Annotated in this window: 19 protein-coding genes and 1 tRNA gene; 4 read left to right on the top strand and 16 right to left on the bottom strand. The window is 49.0% G+C overall.

All coding sequences use genetic code 11. The features are described 5' to 3' along the window. From ABOC97_RS12785 to aspA, 7 genes are all read right to left on the bottom strand, one after another. The coding region (locus tag ABOC97_RS12785; RefSeq protein ID WP_349598099.1) for a tyrosine-type recombinase/integrase at nucleotides 1-947 on the bottom strand (947 nt) is incomplete at its 3' end. A 164-nt stretch (nucleotides 948-1,111) separates the two neighbouring features. Beyond that, nucleotides 1,112-1,187 (bottom strand) — tRNA-Phe (locus ABOC97_RS12780). A 216-nt stretch (nucleotides 1,188-1,403) separates the two neighbouring features. After that, nucleotides 1,404-1,979, bottom strand: coding sequence for a transcriptional regulator (locus ABOC97_RS12775; RefSeq protein WP_234503382.1), 576 nt, complete (start codon nucleotides 1,977-1,979; stop codon nucleotides 1,404-1,406). A gap of 45 nt (nucleotides 1,980-2,024) precedes the next feature. Beyond that, the gene (locus ABOC97_RS12770; RefSeq protein WP_349598096.1) at nucleotides 2,025-3,725 is read right to left on the bottom strand and encodes a protein-disulfide reductase DsbD; all 1,701 of its coding nucleotides are present in this window, start codon (nucleotides 3,723-3,725) and stop codon (nucleotides 2,025-2,027) included. Next, the gene (cutA, locus tag ABOC97_RS12765) at nucleotides 3,701-4,024 is read right to left on the bottom strand and encodes a divalent cation tolerance protein CutA (RefSeq protein WP_052284654.1); all 324 of its coding nucleotides are present in this window, start codon (nucleotides 4,022-4,024) and stop codon (nucleotides 3,701-3,703) included. The genes ABOC97_RS12770 and cutA overlap by 25 nt, the downstream gene beginning before the upstream one ends. A 110-nt stretch (nucleotides 4,025-4,134) precedes the next feature. Beyond that, nucleotides 4,135-5,436, bottom strand: coding sequence for an anaerobic C4-dicarboxylate transporter (locus ABOC97_RS12760; RefSeq protein ID WP_234503378.1), 1,302 nt, complete (start codon nucleotides 5,434-5,436; stop codon nucleotides 4,135-4,137). Between the two features lie 110 nt (nucleotides 5,437-5,546). Then, nucleotides 5,547-6,983 (bottom strand): aspartate ammonia-lyase, encoded by a 1,437-nt coding sequence (gene aspA / locus ABOC97_RS12755; protein WP_234503376.1) that lies wholly within the window; start codon nucleotides 6,981-6,983, stop codon nucleotides 5,547-5,549. A 336-nt stretch (nucleotides 6,984-7,319) separates the two neighbouring features. Between aspA and ABOC97_RS12750 the strand changes: the two genes are divergently transcribed. Further along, entirely contained in the window at nucleotides 7,320-7,796 is a 477-nt protein-coding gene (locus ABOC97_RS12750; protein ID WP_349598092.1) for an FxsA family protein, read from the top strand. 51 nt (nucleotides 7,797-7,847) lie between these two features. On the opposite strand, the gene yjeH is transcribed toward ABOC97_RS12750, so the two are convergent. Continuing rightward, entirely contained in the window at nucleotides 7,848-9,092 is a 1,245-nt protein-coding gene (yjeH, locus tag ABOC97_RS12745; RefSeq protein ID WP_349598089.1) for an L-methionine/branched-chain amino acid transporter, read from the bottom strand. 251 nt (nucleotides 9,093-9,343) lie between these two features. Here yjeH and ABOC97_RS12740 point away from each other — a divergent pair, with 251 nt between their 5' ends. From ABOC97_RS12740 to ABOC97_RS12730, 3 genes are all read left to right on the top strand, one after another. Continuing rightward, nucleotides 9,344-9,637 carry a co-chaperone GroES gene (locus ABOC97_RS12740; protein WP_003855929.1) on the top strand — a complete coding sequence of 98 codons (294 nt, stop codon included), beginning with the start codon at nucleotides 9,344-9,346 and terminating at the stop codon, nucleotides 9,635-9,637. A 33-nt stretch (nucleotides 9,638-9,670) separates the two neighbouring features. Further along, entirely contained in the window at nucleotides 9,671-11,314 is a 1,644-nt protein-coding gene (groL, locus tag ABOC97_RS12735) for a chaperonin GroEL (protein ID WP_234503368.1), read from the top strand. 133 nt (nucleotides 11,315-11,447) lie between these two features. Further along, nucleotides 11,448-11,801, top strand: coding sequence for a DUF4156 domain-containing protein (locus ABOC97_RS12730; RefSeq protein WP_349598081.1), 354 nt, complete (start codon nucleotides 11,448-11,450; stop codon nucleotides 11,799-11,801). A 44-nt stretch (nucleotides 11,802-11,845) separates the two neighbouring features. Here ABOC97_RS12730 and yjeJ read toward each other — a convergent pair whose 3' ends face one another. The 8 genes from yjeJ to ABOC97_RS12690 form a co-directional block, all read right to left on the bottom strand. Next, nucleotides 11,846-12,709 (bottom strand): YjeJ family protein, encoded by an 864-nt coding sequence (gene yjeJ / locus ABOC97_RS12725; protein WP_349598078.1) that lies wholly within the window; start codon nucleotides 12,707-12,709, stop codon nucleotides 11,846-11,848. A 31-nt stretch (nucleotides 12,710-12,740) separates the two neighbouring features. Beyond that, the gene (locus tag ABOC97_RS12720) at nucleotides 12,741-14,855 is read right to left on the bottom strand and encodes a peptidase domain-containing ABC transporter (RefSeq protein ID WP_349598075.1); all 2,115 of its coding nucleotides are present in this window, start codon (nucleotides 14,853-14,855) and stop codon (nucleotides 12,741-12,743) included. After that, nucleotides 14,848-16,134 carry an HlyD family secretion protein gene (locus ABOC97_RS12715; RefSeq protein WP_349598072.1) on the bottom strand — a complete coding sequence of 429 codons (1,287 nt, stop codon included), beginning with the start codon at nucleotides 16,132-16,134 and terminating at the stop codon, nucleotides 14,848-14,850. The genes ABOC97_RS12720 and ABOC97_RS12715 overlap by 8 nt, the downstream gene beginning before the upstream one ends. 123 nt (nucleotides 16,135-16,257) lie before the next feature. Then, complete coding sequence (locus ABOC97_RS12710) at nucleotides 16,258-16,626, bottom strand: hypothetical protein (RefSeq protein WP_234503355.1); 369 nt, start codon at nucleotides 16,624-16,626, stop codon at nucleotides 16,258-16,260. Between the two features lie 398 nt (nucleotides 16,627-17,024). Beyond that, nucleotides 17,025-18,047 (bottom strand): fimbrial protein, encoded by a 1,023-nt coding sequence (locus tag ABOC97_RS12705; protein WP_349598069.1) that lies wholly within the window; start codon nucleotides 18,045-18,047, stop codon nucleotides 17,025-17,027. A 23-nt stretch (nucleotides 18,048-18,070) separates the two neighbouring features. Further along, nucleotides 18,071-20,623, bottom strand: a complete 2,553-nt coding sequence (locus ABOC97_RS12700; protein ID WP_349598066.1) for a fimbria/pilus outer membrane usher protein — start codon at nucleotides 20,621-20,623, stop codon at nucleotides 18,071-18,073. Between the two features lie 30 nt (nucleotides 20,624-20,653). After that, the gene (locus ABOC97_RS12695) at nucleotides 20,654-21,340 is read right to left on the bottom strand and encodes a fimbrial biogenesis chaperone (RefSeq protein ID WP_349598063.1); all 687 of its coding nucleotides are present in this window, start codon (nucleotides 21,338-21,340) and stop codon (nucleotides 20,654-20,656) included. A 55-nt stretch (nucleotides 21,341-21,395) separates the two neighbouring features. Next, the gene (locus ABOC97_RS12690; RefSeq protein ID WP_349598060.1) at nucleotides 21,396-21,965 is read right to left on the bottom strand and encodes a fimbrial protein; all 570 of its coding nucleotides are present in this window, start codon (nucleotides 21,963-21,965) and stop codon (nucleotides 21,396-21,398) included. Nucleotides 21,966-22,104: the final 139 nt, after the last annotated feature.

The following is a 22,104-nucleotide window of genomic DNA, read 5'->3' as shown; positions in this document are numbered from 1 at the left end:
TTACGGGCATCGTGATCGCCGGGGAAGAGTAAATCCCCGTTGCCGGATAACAGTTTTAGCTGCTTCAGTACCGTTACCGCCTGTTTTGACAGCGGCACCAGATGCGGCGTTTTCATTTTTGCACCGCGTTCTGAGTAACGCACACCGGTGATGGGTTCCCGATTTGCAGGAAGTGTCCACATCGCGTTATCCAGGTCGATTTCCGGCCAGCGGGCAAAACGTAATTCACTGGAGCGAATAAAAATCAGCAAATTAAGCTGTACCGCCAGCTTTGTTAGCCGTCTGCCTGAATAGCTTTCTATTCTTTCCAGTAGTTCCGGTAATTTTTCCAGCGGCAGGGCAGGGTAATGATTTTTCGGTGGCGGGGTGATAGCGCCGCAGAGGTCATTGGCCGGGTTGCTTGTAATCAATCCTTCCTGTACGGCGTAACGCATGATGACCGTGGTACGTTGCTGTATTCGTGCTGCGGTTTCCAGACAACCTTTTTTCTCTGCCATCCGTAGCGGGATCAGCAGATCGGCAGTTTTCAGGTCAGTCACAAGGGCATTGCCGATGAGCGGGAAAATGTGCAACTCCAGTGACCTCAGGACTCTGGTGGCGTGTGCCTCACTCCAGCGAATGTTCGCGGCTACCCACTGACGGGAGACGGTCTCGAAGGTAATGCCGTTTTTTCTCGCCTGCTTGTCCTGCTGTTTCTTTACACCGGGATCGGCTCCTGTGCTCAGTATTGTACGGGCTTCCTGGCGCAGTTTACGGGCCGTTGCCAGCGAGACAGTCGGGTAAGCGCCAAACGCCAGCTTTTTCTCTTTTCCGCCAAAGCGGTACTTAAGGTGCCAGAGTTTGGAACCGTTGGGTTTAATCAGCAGGTATAAACCTTGCGTGTCGCTGAGTTTGTAAGGTTTGTCGAGAGGTTTGGCGTGGCGGGTGGCGGTATCAGTCAGAGGCATTGTGGGGGCTCCGTAGTTTATCAAACCGGCAGGCCCCCAATTAAGCCCCCAAAAACTACGGATGTCAAAAAATCTGGCAGTACCTTGCGGCACTCCAGATATTCATCAACTTACTGATTTTTCTATGTTCCCGGACGTATAGGAACGTCCCAAAACTTAAATAGTGGTGCCCGGACTCGGAATCGAACCAAGGACACGGGGATTTTCAATCCCCTGCTCTACCGACTGAGCTATCCGGGCAACGGAGCGCATTAAACCGTAGTCGCTCCCTTACGTCAACCAAATTAACCGAAAAGTCGTTCAACTGCTTACTATTGCGGCAACTTACGCGTTTTTAACGCATGTTTGCACAAACCTTCCCGGCATTCCTGATAAATGCCAGAACAGCCAGGACTCGAATAATAAAGAGCCCAGCTGTGAATTTCCTGCGACTTACCTGTTTTTCGGCGCCAGGTCTTAGGTTAATGCGCCGCCCTGACGGCACTTGGCGAAGCGCAGGATGTCTTCAGCAAGGCGATGAGCGGTGTCGACATCGATCTGGCTGCGGCTGACCAGCATTCGGCTCAAGCAGCCTTCCAGTACCAGTTGCATCTGTTTGGCAACCATCGCCGGGTCATCGACTTCAAGCTGAGTTAACAACTCGTGGCTGTATTCGTAGGCGGCCTGCTTTTGTTGATTCGCCAGTTGATGAATCGGGTGGTCCGCCTCCGGGTAGAAGGTGCAGGCGGCAATAAACAGACAGCCTGGGTAGCGGTTTTTGTTTACGCATTCGGTCAATGCGGTGTAGCGGGCCAGCAGTTTTTGCTCGGGCGTCATCTCTTCATTCAGCATCAGTTGGCGACGCCATGTCTCAACCTGTTGGCTTAGATAGCGCAGTGCGTCATACAGCAGCGCCTCGCTGTCTGGCCAGAAGCGGCGCAGTTCGTCCAGAGGGCGGTCTACGCGCTCGGCAACCATCTCAAGCGTGGTGCTCGCAATTCCTTCTTGCTCAAGGAGCTGTAGGGCTTTTCCCAGTACGTCTTCGCGTTGCACGGTATTCTCCTCCGTTTCCGACGGCTGTTTGTTTAAAAGTGTTGTCTACGGTTGGCTTTCACGCAAATGTGCGCGGAAGGCGTTGGCATCCATAAATCCAGTCACCCGCAGTGCAGGCTGCTCGTTGCCATCTTCATCAAAGAAGAGGATTGTCGGCAGGCCCAGTACCTGTAAATGTTTTAGCAGCGCCACGTCCTGCGCGCTGTTGGCGGTGACATCAGCTTGCAGTAGCACGGTGTTTTGTAGCGCTTGCTGCACCTGCGGGTCGCTGAAAGTGTACTTTTCAAATTCTTTGCAGGCCACGCACCAGTCGGCGTAAAGGTCGAGCATCACTGGTTTACCGCGGGCGTTAGCCAGTGCGGTTTCTAAGGTTTCCACGTTGCTGATGCGGGTGAAATTCAGATGCGCTTGCGCCTGGGTTACGGTGGTGCCAAACGCCCAGTCCTGTAGCGGACGTACGCTAATCAGCGCGGCGGCCAGCAACAGGATTTGCCCGATGCGCTGCCACGGTTTTGTCAGCCCCAGGCTGGTGATAAACGCCCAGCCAAAGAACGCGACGCCGAGCATGGACCAGAGGCGTAATCCCCAGACATCACCCATTATGCGCTCTAGCAGGAATATCGGCAGGGCGAGTATCACAAAGCCAAACGCGGTTTTAACGTGCGCCATCCACGGCCCGCTTTTTGGCAACAGGCGGTTGCCAAATACGGTAACGATAATCAGCGGCAGCCCCATACCCAGTGCGTAGAGATAGAGCGTGCCGCCGCCGAGCCACAGATTACCGCTTTGGGCGATATACAACAGAATTGCGCTCAGCGGGGCGGTGGTGCACGGTGAGCAGATAAGCCCGGCAATCGCTCCCATGGCGAATACGCCGCCCGCAGAACCGCCCTGCTGGCGGTTGCTCATCAGGGCGAGGCGGGTTTGCAGCGATGACGGAAGCTGGAGCGAGAAGACGCCAAACATCGATAGCGACAGCAGAATAAAGACCGCTGACAGGCCTATCAGCACGTATGGGTGCTGGAGTGCAGCCTGGAACTGCATGCCAGCGGCGGCCACCACCAGGCCCAGCGCGGTGTAGGTTAGCGCCATGCCCTGGACGTAGATAAAGGCCAGCAGCAGGGCCCGGGCGGTGGAGAGGCGCTGTTTACCACCCAGAACGATGCCGGAAATCAGGGGATACATCGGCAGGACGCAGGGGGTGAAGGCGATGCCGATGCCGATCAACAGTGCCCAAAGGGCGCTGAAGGGAAGATCGGCGCCAGTATCATCCCTCACCCCGGGCTTCTCCCCGGAGGGGAGAGGGGGAGAAGTTTGCGCCGCAACGGCATTTAGCGGCACGGTTTTGGTTTCTGGCGGGTAGCAGAATCCGGCGTCTGCGCAGCCCTGGTAGGTCACGGTTAACGTCGCACCTGGCGAGGCCTGAGTGAGTTCGACCGGGACCGTCAGGCGCTGGCGGTAAATTTCACTCTTGCCGTAAAACTCATCGTTATGCCATTCGCCGTTGGGCAATTGTAATGGCGTCATATTGGCGTTGGCTGGATTCACCTGAATCTGCTTACGATACAGGTAGTAACCATCTTTCAACTGCCAGGTCAGGCTGACATCGTGCTGGTTCTGCTTAAAATCAAAGGCAAATGCCTGGTCGGCAGGAACAAAATTAGAGCGGCCGGGTGCGTCAAACAGCCCGGCGAAGGCCGATGTGCTGCACAGCAGCAGGATCAGCGTAAGGAAGCGTTGAGCCATGAGAGGTAGTCGGTATCTGCGTGAGTAACGGGTAAAACCAGGAGTTCGGGCGTTTGATACGGGTGATGGGCCTTGAGGCAGTCGAGCAGCGCCTGCTGGTGGGCGAGGTCGGTTTTTAGCAGCATCTGCACTTCATACTCCTGTTCCAGTTTCCCTTCCCAGTAGTACAGCGACGTTGCGCCGGGCAGCAGGGTGGCGCATGCCGCGAGTTTTTCAGCCAATACTTTCGCCGCCAGGTCCTGGGCGGTCGCTTCATCAGGAGCAGTACAGAGAACCACAACAGCGTCGGGAGTACTCATTGTCACCTCGTATCGATGAAAAGAAGCACTATAGCACGGTGAGTTATCGGGGTTGAATGCATCGGGCCGCAGAGCGGCCCGACTTTAACGATTTTTACAGGCTAGGGCGGTTAGAGGATCAGGCCACCGAAGATAAATCCGAGGATCACGCACAGGGTAATGGCGATCACGCCTGGGATTAGAAACGCATGGTTAAACACGTATTTGCCGATACGAGTCGAGCCAGTGTCGTCCATCTCCACTGCCGCTAGCAGCGTTGGATAGGTTGGCAGGACGAACAGCGCGGAAACCGCCGCAAAAGAGGCAATAGCGGTCAGCGGAGTGACGCCCAGCAACAGCGCAGCAGGCATCAGCGCTTTGGTGGTCGCCGCCTGGGAGTAAAGCAAGGTCGCAGCAAAGAACAGCACTACCGCCAGCAGCCACGGGTAGTTGTTCAGCAGGTCGCCTGCCACTGCCTGGATATCGGCGATATGCGCTTTCACGAAGGTATCGCCCAGCCATGCCACGCCCAGTACGCACACACAGGCACTCATACCGGATTTAAAGGTGCTGGCATTGAGGATTTCGCCGGTATCGATTTTGCAGGTGATGCTAATCAGCGTGGCGATGGTTAGCATGAATACCACAATCGCTTCGTTACGTGGCAGAACGGGGTTCTGAATAAGCCCAACGGTGTCACTGATAGCGGTGGCATAGAACATGACCGCCACGATGCCGATCAGGAAGAACAGCACGGAGCGTTTGGCATGGGGTTTCAGCTCTAAAGTTTGGCTGCCGCGCAGGCGCACTTCGCCTTTTGCCAGGCGCTCCTGATACACCGGGTCGTCCTTTAGCTCACAGCCGAGGAAGTTACACACCACAGAGGTCAGCAGGACGGCAATCAATGTGACCGGAATACAAATGGAGAGCAGCGTCAGGTAGCTGACGCCCAGCGGTTCCAGGATCCCAGCAAAGAACACCACTGCCGCCGAAATTGGCGAGGCGGTAATCGCAATTTGTGAGGCAACAACGGCGATAGAAAGCGGTCGGGAAGGGCGAATGCCCTGCTCTTTAGCGACTTCGGTGATAACCGGCAGCGTGGAGAACGCGGTATGACCGGTACCCGCCAGAATAGTCATAAACCAGGTGACTAGTGGGGCGAGGAAGGTGATGTATTTTGGATGGCGGCGGAGCATTCGCTCAGCCAGACTGACGAGATAATCCATACCGCCTGCCACCTGCATAGCGGCAATGGCGGCGATAACTGCCATGATGATTTCGATAACGTCAAAGGGGATCGCACCGGGTTTTATCTGGAAGATAAGCGTTAATACCAGTACGCCTAAGCCACCGGCAAAGCCGATGCCTATTCCTCCGAGTCTTGCCCCCAAATAGATGGCAAGAAGCACAATGACCAATTCTGCTCCAAACATATTAGCCTTCCTTGTTTACGAGATTGATATGTAATTGTTGTGTTTTCGTGAATTATAGAAACAAAAAAGGCATGTCATCATGACATGCCTCAGTTATTTAGTCTGAAAGACTACTGCTCGCTTTCATCGGTATATCGCTTGGCTTTATAAGCCGGGTGCATCAGGTTTTGCGGGGAGAAGATGTCATCCAGCTCCGCCTCGGTCAACAGTCCGCGCTCCAGCACCACTTCACGCACGCTCTTCCCGGTTTCGGCACAGATTTTCCCGACGATGTCGCCGTTGTGGTGGCCAATAAACGGGTTCAGGTAGGTGACGATACCAATGGAGTTGTAGACGTAGCTTTCACACACTTCTTTGTTAGCGGTGATGCCGTCGACGCATTTTTCCAGCAGGTTGTAGCAAGCATTAGTCAGGATATGGACAGATTCAAACAGCGCCTGGCCGATTACCGGTTCCATCACGTTAAGCTGCAACTGGCCAGCTTCAGAGGCCATGGTGACGGTGGTATCGTTGCCGATAACTTTGAAGCACACCTGGTTCACCACCTCAGGCACCACCGGGTTAACTTTGGCCGGCATGATGGAGGAGCCAGCCTGCAGTTCCGGCAGGTTGATTTCATTCAGACCTGCGCGCGGACCGGAGGAGAGCAGACGAAGATCGTTACAGATCTTCGACATTTTCACCGCCAGACGTTTCAGCGAGCTGTGTACCATCACGTAGGCGCCGCAGTCGGAAGTCGCTTCAATCAGGTCTTCTGCAGGTACCACGGCCAGGTTGCTGACTTCCGCCAGTTTTTGTACGGCCAACTGCTGGTAGCCATCCGGAGTGTTCAGACGCGTACCGATAGCGGTAGCGCCGAGGTTCACTTCCAGCAGTAGTTCCGCGGTACGTAGCAGGTTTTTGGTTTCTTCATTAAGCAGGACGCTAAACGCGTGGAATTCCTGACCGAGGGTCATCGGTACGGCATCCTGCAACTGGGTACGACCCATTTTCAGAACGTCCTGGAATTCAACCGCTTTACGCTGGAAGCCTTCACCCAACTGGTGGATAGCATCAATCAGCTTGAGAATAGAGGTGTAGACCGCGATGCGGAAACCGGTTGGGTAAGCATCGTTGGTGGATTGGCATTTGTTGACGTGGTCGTTCGGATTGAGGAACTGGTATTCACCTTTCTGGTGGCCCATCAGTTCCAGACCAATATTCGCCAGCACTTCGTTGGTGTTCATGTTAACGGAGGTACCCGCGCCGCCCTGGTAAACGTCTACCGGGAACTGATCCATGCACTTGCCGTTATTCAGGACTTCATCACATGCAGCAATAATGGCGTTGGCAACGCCTTTCGGAATGGTTTGCAGCTCTTTGTTGGCCATCGCCGCCGCTTTCTTCACCATCACCATCCCGCGTACAAATTCTGGGATATCGCTGATTTTACTGTTACTGATGTAAAAGTTTTCAATCGCTCTCAGAGTATGAACGCCGTAGTAAGCGTCAGCAGGAACTTCCCTGGTACCCAACAGATCTTCTTCGATACGAATGTTGTTTAGCATGTGAACCTTCTTTTTGCGAGCTGCCAATGATTTCACCAAGTACGCAGGATTTTTGAATTCATGCGCTTTTCTTACCGCAGATTATTTCCTTAATCGGCCTGGTGTCCATGATCATATGCTGATGATAGCGGATTGCAGTTATCTGGATCACTTATTATCTGGTGAACCCGATAAGAATTATTGATTTGTGAAATAAATCACCGCTTGACGATTGTTGACAAAATTATCCATCTGCGCTGATTGAAATACGACGATCTACCACCATTTAAATCTAGTGCAGAATCATGAATCGCTGCCGGCGCGTCGTACGCGTTGTTTACCTCACAGGAGATGCCAGTGCGCTGGATACCGTTAATCGCAATTTTTCTCTATGTTTACATTGAGATATCTATTTTTATCCAGGTCGCCCATGTGTTTGGCGTCCTGATGACATTGATTTTGGTTATCTTTACTTCGGTTATCGGCATGTCGCTGGTGCGTAACCAGGGATTCAAAAACCTGATGCTGATGCAGGAAAAAATGCAGGCGGGTGAAAGCCCGGCCGCGGAGATGATCAAAAGCGTATCGCTGATCCTCGCTGGTTTGCTGCTGCTGCTGCCGGGTTTCTTTACCGACTTCCTTGGTTTGATACTGTTGCTGCCGCCGGTGCAAAAACACCTGACCATGAAGCTGATGCCTTATCTGCATTTTAATCGTATGCCGGGCGGCGGTTTCGCTGGTGGTACTACGAGCGGGCAGACCTTTGACGGGGAGTATCAGCGTAAGGACGAACGTCCGGAACAGATTGACCACAAAGACGATAATCGCCCTTAATCAATTTATCGTGATAAAAAAAAGCCGGATATCTCTCCGGCTTTTTTGTTGTTACGCGGTGACGATGCGCCGCCGAGGCAGCAGCCACCACAGCATGAACAGCATCACGATGGCATACAGACTCTTCCAGCCTACCATCGCCAGCAGCATGACGCACAGTGCCACGCCAATGACCGACAGCGCCCGAAAACGGCCGGTGAGCAGCTTGCAGCCCGCCAGCATGCACAGCAGATAAATCATGATAAAAATGCCGTTGGCGTAGATGATCAGTGCATCGAGATTGATATTGAGCCAATAGCTCGCCAGCGTACTGACCATGCAGCTACCAATCACCACGTTGAGCGCATTGCGTGGTACCCGGTTTGGCGACAGGCGCGCGAGGTAGCTACTGGGTTTATATTGCGCCTGCGACCAGACCAGTCGGGCAAAGCTTTGAATATAGATATTGGTGCTGGCAAAGCAGGCGAGAAAACCGATGACGCTCGCCACCCACAGCGCTTTGACTCCGAACAACTGCACCACGATAGTGGGCAGCGATGCCGCCGCGGTATTGGCCGCTCCGTAGGCATGAAAATGAAGGACCAGAACGGTACAGGCCCAGTAAACCACGCCGGCTAGCAGCAGGCCGATAATGAGCGCACGCGGGAAATCACGTTCCGGGTGGCGAAACTCGGAAGCCATATGCGCGAAGGCCTCGAGGCCAACAAAGCACCAGAACATCACTGACAGGGCGGCAAACAGCTGTGAATGGTTAATTTCCGCGAGCGCCGGGAAAGGGATCTCACTTACCGCGATATCGCCGTAGATCCAAATGGCTGCCAGCAGCGCAACAATCATGATGGCAACCAGCGTTTGGATATTGGCGCTGGAACTGGCGCCGCGTGAGCCGAGCCACCAAATGATACCCAGCGTGGCGACTTCGGCCATCAGCAACTGCCAGCCGTGCCAGCCGAATAGCGCCTGTGCGAATCCAGAGGCGATATGTAAGGCAGCAGGTAGGCCAACGGGGATGACCGAGAGAAATAGCCAGCCGGTCACGCGAGCCAGACGAGGACCAAAGGCCATCTCGACAAAGTGTGCGACGCCGCCAGCGCTGGGGAAGTGGCGGCCAAGTAGGGCGAAAACAATCGCTACCGGAAACACCAATACAATCAACGCAGGCCAGGCCCACAGGCTGTTGTTGCCAGCCACCAACGCACCCAGTGCTGGTACGGCAAAGACGCCGGTGCCCAACAGCGACGTCGACAATAATCCGATTCCCTGAGCTAACCCAAGCTCTTGTTTTAGTTCTGCCATGCCCTTCGCCTACGCCCTAAAAAAGAGCTCGATTTTACCACATCGGGTTGGGTGATGACCCCGCGCCATTGTGCTGTAGTCAGCACGTATTTCAGTGATTTATCGTGATTGTCCGTCGGTAAAAAATTTTTTTTAGGTTTCCCCCTTGAAGGGGAAAAGAACACCCCCATCTCTCTGGCACTAGCCGGAAAACCGTGTACGGCCCGGCGTCATCCATAACTGATAATGACTTTCTCAAAGGAGAGCTATCAATGAGTATTCGTCCGCTACATGATCGTGTGATCGTCAAACGTAAAGAAGTTGAAACCAAATCTGCAGGCGGCATCGTGCTGACCGGTTCTGCAGCAGCTAAATCAACTCGTGGCGAAATCATCGCTGTCGGTAAGGGCCGCATTCTGGAAAACGGAACCGTGCAGCCGCTGGACGTTAAAGTTGGTGACATCGTGATTTTCAACGACGGCTACGGCGTGAAATCTGAGAAGATCGACAATGAAGAAGTGTTGATCATGTCTGAAAGCGACATCCTGGCAATTGTTGAAGCGTAAGTAACGCGCGAACGAATTTGAGGAATAGAAGAAATGGCAGCTAAAGACGTAAAATTTGGTAACGACGCTCGTGTGAAAATGCTGCGCGGCGTTAACGTACTGGCAGATGCAGTTAAAGTAACCCTGGGCCCTAAAGGCCGTAACGTGGTTCTGGACAAATCTTTCGGTGCACCAACCATCACTAAAGATGGTGTTTCCGTAGCACGTGAAATCGAACTGGAAGACAAGTTCGAAAACATGGGCGCGCAGATGGTGAAAGAAGTTGCCTCTAAAGCGAACGACGCTGCAGGCGACGGTACCACCACCGCAACCGTACTGGCTCAGGCAATCATCACTGAAGGTCTGAAAGCTGTTGCTGCGGGCATGAACCCAATGGACCTGAAACGTGGTATCGACAAAGCTGTCGCTTCCGCTGTTGAAGAACTGAAAGCGCTGTCCGTACCTTGCTCTGATTCTAAAGCTATCGCTCAGGTTGGTACCATCTCAGCTAACTCCGACGAAACCGTGGGTAAACTGATCGCTGAAGCGATGGATAAAGTGGGCAAAGAAGGCGTTATTACCGTTGAAGACGGCACTGGCCTGGAAGACGAGCTGGACGTCGTTGAAGGTATGCAGTTCGACCGCGGCTACCTGTCCCCATACTTCATCAACAAACCAGAAACCGGTGCTGTTGAGTTGGAAAGCCCGTTCATCCTGCTGGCTGACAAAAAAATCTCCAACATCCGCGAAATGCTGCCAGTTCTGGAAGCCGTTGCGAAAGCAGGCAAACCACTGCTGATCATTGCTGAAGATGTTGAAGGCGAAGCGCTGGCTACCTTGGTAGTTAACACCATGCGTGGCATCGTGAAAGTGGCTGCGGTTAAAGCACCTGGCTTCGGCGACCGTCGTAAAGCTATGCTGCAGGACATCGCAACCCTGACCGGCGGTACCGTTATCTCTGAAGAGATCGGTATGGAGCTGGAAAAAGCGACCCTGGAAGACATGGGCCAGGCAAAACGCGTTGTGATCAACAAAGACACCACCACCATCATCGATGGCGTGGGTGAAGAAACTGCGATTCAGGGCCGTGTTGCTCAGATCCGTAAGCAGATTGAAGAAGCAACGTCTGACTACGACCGTGAAAAACTGCAGGAACGCGTAGCTAAACTGGCTGGCGGCGTTGCAGTTATCAAAGTCGGTGCAGCTACCGAAGTTGAAATGAAAGAGAAAAAAGCACGCGTTGACGATGCCCTGCACGCGACCCGTGCTGCGGTTGAAGAAGGCGTGGTTGCCGGTGGTGGTGTTGCGCTGATTCGCGTAGCGTCCAAACTGGGTGAACTGCGTGGCCAGAACGAAGACCAGAACGTGGGTATCAAAGTTGCGCTGCGCGCAATGGAAGCGCCACTGCGTCAGATCGTTCTGAACTGCGGCGAAGAGCCTTCAGTAGTGGCTAACACCGTGAAAGCGGGCGACGGCAACTACGGTTACAACGCAGCAACCGAAGAATACGGCAACATGATCGACATGGGTATCCTGGACCCAACTAAAGTGACCCGTTCTGCTCTGCAGTACGCCGCTTCCGTTGCTGGTCTGATGATCACCACCGAATGTATGGTGACCGACCTGCCTAAAGGCGACGCACCTGACTTAGGTGCTGCCGGTATGGGCGGTATGGGTGGTATGGGCGGCATGATGTAATCGTGCGCTATACCCCATAGCACCAAGAAACCCCCGGGCAGAAATGTTCGGGGGTTTTTCTTTTGGTCATCTTTTTAGTATAAGGTTTACACACGGACGACATGCGTCCAGCTCATTGATTATGGGGAATAACATGCAGGTAAAATATTTAGCAGGGATTGTTGGCGCAGCGCTGTTATTGGCTGGCTGTAGCTCTACCACGGAGCTGACCGCAGGTGGCCAGAATGTGCGCTTTGTCGAAGATAAACCGGGTGCAGAGTGCCAACTGATGGGCACGGCTACCGGGACGCAGGGTAACTGGCTATCCGGTCAGCAGGGCGCAGAGGGTGGTTCAATGCGCGGTGCGGCGAATGCGCTGCGTAACCATGCGGCTGAACTGGGTGGTAACGTGATTTATGGCGTAAGCAGCCCGACGCAAGGCGTGCTGTCTAGCTTCGTTCCTACCGATAGCGAAATGAACGGCCAGGTTTATAAGTGCCCGAACTGATATATCGAGCCTCCCTCTGTGAAAATGGAGAGAGGCTTAACGGTTCAGGCATTCAAAGAGGCCTGCGTATCGAGGTAAAAGGCATGTAATGGTCTCAGGCACTCTTCCCGCGTGAGTATCTTCTCAGGATGGGTGGATATGACACGGGTAAAAATCTGACACGCCCGTTTATAATCACGAGTGGCCTGAAGCATGGGGTATCTCTCCAGAGTATGCATTACAATATTATTCTCTTCCTCTGAAGGATGATCTACGCTGGTTCTAATTACCGCGCCGGAAAGTATTTTTTTCCCTTCAGTCGTGTTAAAGCAAAATAAGATTGCAAGATGGTGGTTAAACAGTAATTGCTTCCAATCATCCTGCGGATACTGCTGGTAATTCATAGCTTCGGTATTGTTCAGACTGGTGGTATAAAGCATCAAGTGGTTCACCGTCGAAGCACAATGTTGAATTAGTTCTGTTTCGTCGGCATGAATTAATGCCTGCTGTATAGCCAAGATCAGCGGCCCGGCCAACATATCGTCGATGTACAAAAGGGCAATCATGTCATTCTGCAACGTTGCGATAAGGGTTGAGATAGATTCTCCCGGTTTTAGCATAAGTGACATCACCCGTCTTTCAGGATTGGGCTGTTGAAGTTCTTCTATCTCTATTTTTGGCGTATGGTTAACTAACATTTCAGAGTAGGCTCGGAGGTTTTTTCCGTACGTCTCCCCTTCAAAAATTAGGCGTTTTGCGACAATCGTCATGCGATTGCGCAAAATCATTAGTAGTGAGATTAATTCAGGAACTTGTAGATAATAATGCTTATATCGGCCGTCTGATTGTTGAGTCTTTATTAGCAGCGATAAAAAGCGATTATCATATTTGATCACTGCTGTGTTGATACCTTTAATAATATTTTGCATAGGATTTTCCTTTCCACATTTAGTGTTAAACCTATATTGAATGATATTGTGATAAGTCGATGATGCGATCGGCTGAAGCAATTGTTGATGGCCGGTGCGCAACGATAATTCGGGTGATGCTTAGGCTGGAAATTGAACGATTGATAGCCGATTCATTATTCAGGTCTAAATGACTGGTGGCTTCATCCATAAAAAGAATGCTGGGTTTACGGTAGAGTGCGCGGGCGATCAGAATGCGTTGTTTCTGTCCTCCTGAAATTCCAAGACCGAGCTCACCAACGATGGTTTCACACCCCATAGGCATTTTCATAATCTCATCATGGATGTTGCAATGTCTGGTGCATTCAATGATCCATTCCATTTTTACGTTATCATCAAAGCCGCTGATATTTTCGATCAATGACCCTGAAAACAGGCGATCTTCCTGAAGCACGCAGGATATCCCCTGTCGATAGTTGTTTAAGCCAATCTTCTGGATGTCGAGATTATCCGCAAATACATCCCCTTGTGTCGGTGAAAGTAGGCCGCACATAATTTTTAGAAGCGTTGTTTTTCCCACTCCGGATGGCCCGATTAAAGCAACCGATTCGCCGGGAGCTATGTTGAGGTTCAGGTTTGAAATAATGGGTTGTGAAAAAGGATCGTATTGGTAGCTGAGATTTTTAATCTCAAGCCGAGCTCCTGCGCCTTCAGAAAAAACGCGACGCGGGGGCAATGATTTTTCCGGTTCACAGAACACAATTTCTGAAAGACGTTCGTTATGCAATGACAGCATTCGTAGCTGCATACAAAGATCGATTAAGCTTGAAGCTCGTTGAGAAAACTGGCCTCGATAGGCATTAAACGCCATAAACATACCCAACGTCATATTATTATCGATGACCATAATTGCACCAAGCCACAGTATGACGACTTGATCGATTGACGTAATGAGAGTGTTTATACCGCCAAACAGCATATCGAATCGTGTTTGTTTAATACCGGCATTACAGGCGTCAATATTGAGATTTAGCCAGTGCTGGGAGCGACGTCCTTGGAGATTGAGCGCTTTGATTGTTGCAATGCCGTACAGCGACTCCATAAAATGCGAACCGGACCGCGCTCCTTTCACGACCTGTTCTTCAGCAACGCGGCGGTAAAAACGGTAAGTCAGCAACCGCATTAATGCATAGCAAAAGGTAAAGCCTACCACGACCCATACCAGCCAGCCGCCATACAGTGTAAGCATGATAATTAGCCCGACAGTCATGATTGAGTCCATAATTCCGGTTACGATGCTACTTGTGAAGGTTGAGCGAATAGTATCCAGTGATGAAAAGCGGGACTGAATATCACCAAGATGCCTTTTTTCAAAGAATGACAAGGGCAGGTTAGTCAGGTGATCAAATAACGATGTTTTCCATTGAATATTGGTCAGTGTATTCAGCGTCAACGAAGTCCATGATCGCAACATACTGATAAAAGTGCGGAATAATGTAAAAAAAACGAGCCCTATACAAATAATTGATAATAAGTTTTGATCGTGAGCCATGATGACGTGGTCAGTAACCAATTGAGTCCCTACTGGCAGTAATAAACCTATTGCTTCGATCACGATGGAATAAGCGAAAATCTTTAGTAGTACAGACTTTAAACCGACAATGTTGTTCATCAGGTCTAACAGACGTAGCCGAGATTTGACCTTTTTTTGTTGAAAATTTTGATCTGGCCAGAGCTCTAATGCTATGCCGGTGAAATGGTTAGACATCTCCTGCAGGCCAATGATTCGTTTGCCTAATGATGGATCATGAATGATATAGCTGGATTTACAGACTTTGGTCAGCACCACATAGTGGTTCATTTCCCAATGAATGATGCAGGGAAGTTTTAACTGCTTAATTTCATTCAGATCTAAAGTGAGTGCATGACTCTTTAAACCGGCCTGTCCGGCTGTCTGACTTAGTGATAGCAGGCTTGAACCTTGTGAAGGGCTACCGTAATGGTGGCGGAAGTTAAAGAGGTCAATATGCTGACCATAAAAACTGCAGATCATCGCCAGGCAGGCTATGCCACACTCTGTTGCTTCAGATTGCAATATAACTGAAGTCTTTTTCCGCAACGAAAAATCAATCTTAGATATTATATTTTTAAATAAGTTATTAGTCATCGATAGGCCCGCTTATGCTTTGGGTCATTTTATAAAACGGAGTAAACATCCACATATAAAGAGGTCGTTTTTCAAGAAATATAACAGCCTGTGCTTTGAGCCCATCAGAGAGGCTGAGTTTCTTTCCATTATATTCAAAATCTTGATTTTTAATTTTTATTGTTGCTTTATAAAGTGCGAGTTCCTGCTGAACCGCCCCATTGTTAACGTTAGTGTATTCGGACAGTTCCTTGCGCGACGCAGGCATGGATGAAATTGACATCACCTGGCCCGGGAATTGACCAAATTTATCCGCTGGGAATGCATCATAGCGAATGTTGATGGTGTCACCCGATTGAACATAAGGAATAGCATTGTTTGGCAGCCAAATAATAAGGTAATACTCGATTTTCCCTATTGGCTTTATTTGTGCAAGGCTGCTTCCATTATCAACCATTTGCCCTTTGGTGACTGATAGAGAATCAATGCGACCCTCGGTCATTGCTTTAATTATCAAGTTGCCGCTTGCATTTGATTCAACGAGTTGATTTTTGTAATCGTTAGTCTGGTTGTTTTGGTTTAATATTTGATTATCGAAATCAGCGGCTTTAGTTATTTTGTCGCTATTGAGTTGAGTTAACTGAGACTCAAGCTGCATTTTTTGACTTATCAAAGACTGATAAGCACTTTGTTGCTGGAAGTAGAGTGAGTGCTGGTAGTTATACTGATCTTTAGTAATATATCCCTTTTTTAGATATCCATCGTAGCTTGACAGGTTGTCATGCATTTTTTTTAATCCCATCAGTGTATTATTCAGCATTCGGTTAGTTTCTTTCAATGACTCGGCAGCGGTTTTAAGCTGTGACTCAATTGCACTGACGGTTTCATTTTTATTTCTGGTTAATTTTTCAATTATTCCCTGTGAGTTAGTAATTTTCTCGTTGATAACGCCAATCTGTGTGGCACTGACGTTACCACTGGAAGTGTTTCTAGACACATCAATTTCATACAGCGGTGAGTTTTTTTGCACCAGGTCGCCAATTTTCACAAACTGATTAACGACTGAACCCTGTTGAGGAGCGAAAACATTGACGGAATGCGGCAACGTAATGACCTCCCCACGGACATCAATTCGTTGAGTGAACGAACAGAAAGTTATTGTTGCTATCAAGATGATTAAAAAGAGCGCAGAGAGTAGTAGTATTATCCACGCGGGTAGGCCAGCTAAAAGTAGCGCTTTTCCCTTCCAGTGGTTTTTCTTGTATTCAACCGCTTCCTTGCGATAAAGATTATTCAACATTATGAGTTACTTTTTAATTCGTTTAAAAAAATGGCTAGTCATTTATTTTAGATATCATCTGGCAACGTTGGCATTATAAAAGGTCCGCATTGCGGACCTTTATATTAAAGCCAAATTATCGTATTAGGCCCAAGGAACAAAGGTGCCTTCTATCGCCCCATCAATGAATGCGGTACCGTAATTATATACGTCATCAAAGCCTGCCAGCCCGCCAGCGATCCCTCCAATTACTGCACCTGCAGCGAGGCCATAAATCATACCAACCCCCTGACCGATAGAACCTACGCCGAGAATACCACCACCGTCGCCACCATGAGCACCGCCAATGATAGTACCAATTGCAGCGCCAGCAGCTGCACCACCTACAATGCCCGCAGCTGCGGAAATACCGTTAGTGACAACGGAGGTGACTGCATTGCTGACAGACGAGAAATTCCAGGTATAGCGCCCACCGGAGACAGCATCCATTTCCATTACAGATAATTGTTTCATATTTATTCCTTTAATTAATAAAGATAAGCTTAAAATACCGCTACTACGATTAGTCGTAACCAGCGAAGAGAAAAATAGCGATGAAGATGTTTGCCATCAACTGAATTAACATGAATTGTTGATGAATTCACGACCAACGCCCCATGTGGCAACATTCTTGGTTTAAAACGCTTAGATAAATTTTTACTGAAGATAATTGGCTCTGCATATTTTTGCTGCTAATCACTAAAGTGAAGGTTTTTTATTTGGTTGTTATTAGTGATGTCATGGCTTATGAATTGACATGGGGTTACTGATATAGTGCAGAAAACATTCATCCAGGTGAATGCTGTTGAAAGAGAGCTTGATGCAGATGAAATTAATATTGCTACATCAAGCTCTTTTCGGCTATTTAGAAACTATTGTTCCTGAATGACAACCTGGAATATTGCTTTAACATTACCTAATGATACTTCTGCAGCATTATCGCTAAAACGATAGTAGTCAGCTGTGAAGTCAAAGGATTGGGAGGATTTCACGTTGGCGATTTGGTAGTCATCGGTGTTATAGAATTCAACTGGTGTGTTGCCTTTCTTGATAATGATACCCACTTTTTGAGCAGCTCCTGCTCCGGTTATCTGGTTATCTATGATGCCATCGCCGGATGCACTTGCCCCGCTTATAGGGTTAAACCAGTAAGTTACCGTAGTGCCGAGAGATTCCTGAGGGCAATTTAGGTCCATAGTAATGGTCTTTTGTGACGGTGTAATCCCGCCACGGGCTACCGACATTAGATTATCTTTACTGATTTTTTTCAGCGTTATCTGGCTGGAGCCTGCGACAGAAACATTGCAGGAAGTATTTTTGTAATTCAAATTAGATAATTTTATCGTTGCCTGGTAAAGCAGTCGGTCGTTGGGGTTAGGGTTAGTTTGTGGATTACCGGCAGAGAAGCTAATAGCGGGATTTATACTTGTGCTGTTAGTGTCGATGATCGGTTTAGTTTTGATCAGCCATACGGTGATAAATTTATAGCTATTTTCTTCTGTAGTATTTTCGACGGGGACGAGCGTTGAGCCGACGACGGCTGGTACCAATGAACCATTCTTGCTGAGCAGAATGTCTGAAACCTGATAACCAATTCCGTCAATACCCGTCTCATACACGGGTTTACCCTGAATCCCTGTGACACCGGGGATCGCTGATGCAGTTGAATCAATGATGTACTGGTCATTCATAATTTTACTGCATGTAAAAGTTTTATAGGCCCCGGTACCAAATTTTTTGGAATAAAGTACAGCCCCAACTGGAATAGAGGGATCTAGCGCAATACGTGGTGAAAGTGATAATACCTGGCGTCGGATGCTACCATCATACGTACATTTTGCCATTGCATTGTTTGCGCAAATTAGTATCACTAACAGGATAAATAGTTTATTCATTGATCATCGTCCTTGTCTGAATATTAGCGGCAGATAGCTGATGTCTGGTTGATTCTAGCCTGCTGGCCATTCCGGTCTGGAAGATTGAAGCTGGCATGACAACGCTGGTTAGGTCCTTCACCCCATTGAACCTTCAGTATCCCTGTTTGTTGCAGACCTGCCAGATAGACCATACCGGCGTCGCTAACGATTCCAGTTTGTGCCTGAGTGTTGTTATTCAAGGAGACCATGGCGCCATACGGAATATCTTTGCCATCTGCCGTTTTCAGATAAATAAAAGCACGCTGCCCAATATTGCCACTGTAGCTGGCTCGAACAATTGCCCCATGAGTCGGTACGACGGACTGGGTTGTCTGCGGCAATTCCATATCATCCCCCAGGCTAGTACTGTCCAGCGTAATATCGGTACTACGATACGGAGTAACATAAGGCACGATGGCATAGCCGCGATAATCCGTTGTAATCGTGGCGTCGCTGGTTAACTTAACGTCATCCAGACCCGGTGCTTGAACTAGCACTGCAGCATCGGTAATTTGTTGCCCAAAGGTGAGGCCGTTGGCATGGGCAACGATACTGCCGTCCGCACCATAGTCGATGCGTTGGCTATCGTGGTTGTAACTATATCCAGCATTGGCGCTACCGTGTGAAGCCGTATAAGTGGCCCGTAAATCGCCGCTGTTGAATGACCTATTGTTATAGCCTTCCTGCACGCTCCAATCGAGGCTGTCATTTTCTAACCCAACACCGCCAACGGTTACGTATTGATCTGTTGCCCCCGGACTGCTGTTGGTGAGCTGATAGCTTGCATAAGAACCAGGAAGCCAGTTGCTGAACGGAATGGTCACCGTCAACGTCACTCTCTGGTCGTCCTGAGCATCTTTATCTGAGCTGTCGGAATTCCATGTATAGCGGTTATAGCTATAGCCAATGTAATAGTTGATTCCTCTCCAGCCACCGTTGTAGCCGACGTTGATAGAGCGGTTAGTTCGTTGCTCGTCCCAGTAATCTTCAATTAATCCGCTAATTGAGATGCTACCCAATGATTTGCCGAGGCTTTGGTTTACGGTTAGGTTAGTGCGATTACGCAGGGAGTGGGGCGATGAGTAATTTGAATCAGAGGTGTAAGTATCCAGCACTTCGGATAGGGTATGGAAGCCGCTGGTGGAGTAACGATAACCAGCAATAGTGACGTTGGTTCCCGTTTCCAGAATGTTTTTACCGTATCGGATACGCCACGATTGCCCCGATGTTTTGTCTTTATCCTGCTCTTTTGACCACGCCTGAGTAAGGTCTGCCGAGGCGGCACCAAAGTCACCCAAGCTGTATCCCAGACCTCCAGTCAGAGCCTGGTATTTTGACGCGGCCTGAATGCCCCCGTACGCCGTGGTATTGGTCGACAAACCATAGGTTAACGTCGCCTGCGTAAACGGCGTATTGTCTACATCATTGTCATAGGGACGGTATTGACCAGAGGTAATTTCATACTGAAACTGGCCTTCCCTGACCATCACCGGCAGGGTGGCAAATGGCACGACAAAGCTTTGCGTTGAGCCATCAGACTCTTCAACAGTTACATACAAATCCCCACTACCCCCGCTGGGATACATATCCGTAATTTCGAAGGCTCCCGGCGCGACGTAGGTCTGATATACCTGATAGCCGTTCTGTTTGATTATCACTCGTGCGTTGGTTTTGGCGATCCCACGGATTATTGGCGCGTAACCACGCATGCTCTCTGGCAGCATTGAGGTATCGGTTGCGACCTGCAGACCGGTAAATGGAACACTGTCAAATATCGATGAGAGTGACGAGCTTTCTCCGACAACGATGTTGCTGTTTATTGCCATTAAACTGCGCTGCATATAGAGATATGCTGAGTCCCAATCGCCAGCATCACTATTGCTTTTGTTCCATGTGCTTAGATTTCGTATACGCCATGGACCAAGGTTGAGACCTGACTGTAAGTTGAGGCTGTAATATTCTTCGTCACTTTGATAATCCTCAGAACCACTGAACTGATAGTTAAGGATCATGGCATTAATGCCATCATCGTATTTGTCCGGAGGAATATAGTCCTGGGCTGTAGTAAACATTGCAGCTTGTGGAATTGAAATGTCCAGCCGCTGTGATGAAAAATCGAAAAGCGTACTGGCGTCTGGAATTGCGCTCAGGTTAGAACAGCCACGGTTATCTTCAACCAGGTTCGGAAATGCTTTAACTTTTACACCATATTCAGATAGTGCGCTGAGGCTCAAGCAAGGTGTGAGTTTTACCGTATTGGTATTTTCAGCTGCAATGTTGCTATCATTAGTGACAAAGCGGACATTCTTGGTTTCAAGATAGCGGCCATTAAAAACAATATCTACACGATAGTCGCCAGGCGCTTGGGTGTTTGTACCCTGGTAAACGGATAAATCAGGGATGTTAGTTACATCACCACCATTTGAGGCGTTGATAAATGAAGGGTCGAAAAAATCGCGGGCCTGCGCTTTGTTATTTAAACCAAATAGCAATGCCGGAAGCATTGCCATAAATAATTTTGGTGATCTGCAAAGGCTCTTGTTTTTATTGTGCATAAACACATCCCTTTATAATGCATTGTTTTATTACAGTGATGATGAATAGAGTGACCCAGCACCGCCGAAATCATTCATTATCTTCCATGAGACACTGGAACCAGTGATGTTTGTTTTTAGTATTACGTCTTTCGATGTCAGTGGGGGAATAGAGTTGATTTCATTTTTTATCTCCTTACCACCGATGGTTACCGAATTAAAATAGTAAAAAAAAGGTGTTGGGTTATTGATGGTTAGTTTGTTGCCACCCTTATGCCAGCCTATTTTTTTAGCTTCATTATTGATGGATAAGCTAGACAAAGATTTAGGTCTATAGATCAAACGCATTCGATGACGTACAGCAAGCTGTATTGTATTGTTTTCAGCATAGGTATCATCCGATGGTGGAATTGCCATTATATTAAAGTAATAGGTTGATTCGCGATCTGTTGGTGCATTTATATTTCCAGACGAAAATATACGAACAGTGTTTTTTTGCTTACCCTCCAGTCGGAATAAAGGTGGCGTAGCCATGAATGCAGGGGGGGTTCCTTTAGCCGTTTCGATCCATGATTTTATCAGGTAAGGGATTTCATCTTTATTTTCTATTTGAGCAGTGATTTCGCGATCACCTTCTTTATAGAGATAACGAGTCGATTCAATGACAATACCTGCGCGCACGGTCGCACTTAGGCATAGAGAAAAAATAATAGCGCTATAGAGTAGTTTTCTGAGCATATCCATTTCTCAACAGATAATAAGGGCCTGTTATCGCAACCAGGCCCTCAGTAAATTAGATGGTGTAATCAATGGTGAAAGTAGCTACACCTTTAACCTGACCTTCGGTAATTGGGTCTACGGCGTTAACCTTCACATAACCAGCCATATAGTTCAGGTGGGTAACCTCACCTGGGGTATAGGACTCGCTCATAGAGCTGGAACCATCAAATACAACGCGAGTTGCGTCGGTGGCTTTCTGGATACCGATGCCGATGCCGCTAGCTGGATCGTCTGCGGTGTTATCAAGAATATCGGAGCTTGAACTGGTTGTGCCGGTTACATTAACAGTCAGACCTGTCACCTTGTTTTCATCAGGGCCGCCGACGGCGCAGTCTTTAACATCAAAACCGAATTTTGAAGTTTTAAACAGCGTGTTTGCTGCTTTGCCGTTTGCTTCGGCAGTCGTGACGGTCGTTAAACGCACGATACCGTTGTTCAGCGTACCCGTTGGGGTGATTACGCATGAGGTTTGTGAGTCAGTAACTTCACCCAGGATAGTTACTTCAGCCGTATTTGTTGCCATTGCCTGTGCACTGACGATTGCAGAAGCTGCGACCATTACAGCTACAATTGTTTTTTTCATTTACTTAATCCATTTGTAAATACTCAAGTCCTGAATCGATACCTGGTCCGATGGTTAATTAGTTGCGTTTATTAATAATTAACACATCGTTTTTCTAACTCTCCGGGTATCGCCATTTTTGTCCTGTCTCAAGCTGAAC

It is taken from the genome of Kluyvera huaxiensis, from assembly GCF_040149365.1.
Lineage (GTDB): Bacteria > Pseudomonadota > Gammaproteobacteria > Enterobacterales > Enterobacteriaceae > Kluyvera > Kluyvera intermedia_A.
Note: the sequence above shows the minus strand (reverse complement) of the source record. Positions and strands in the feature narration are given on the sequence as shown.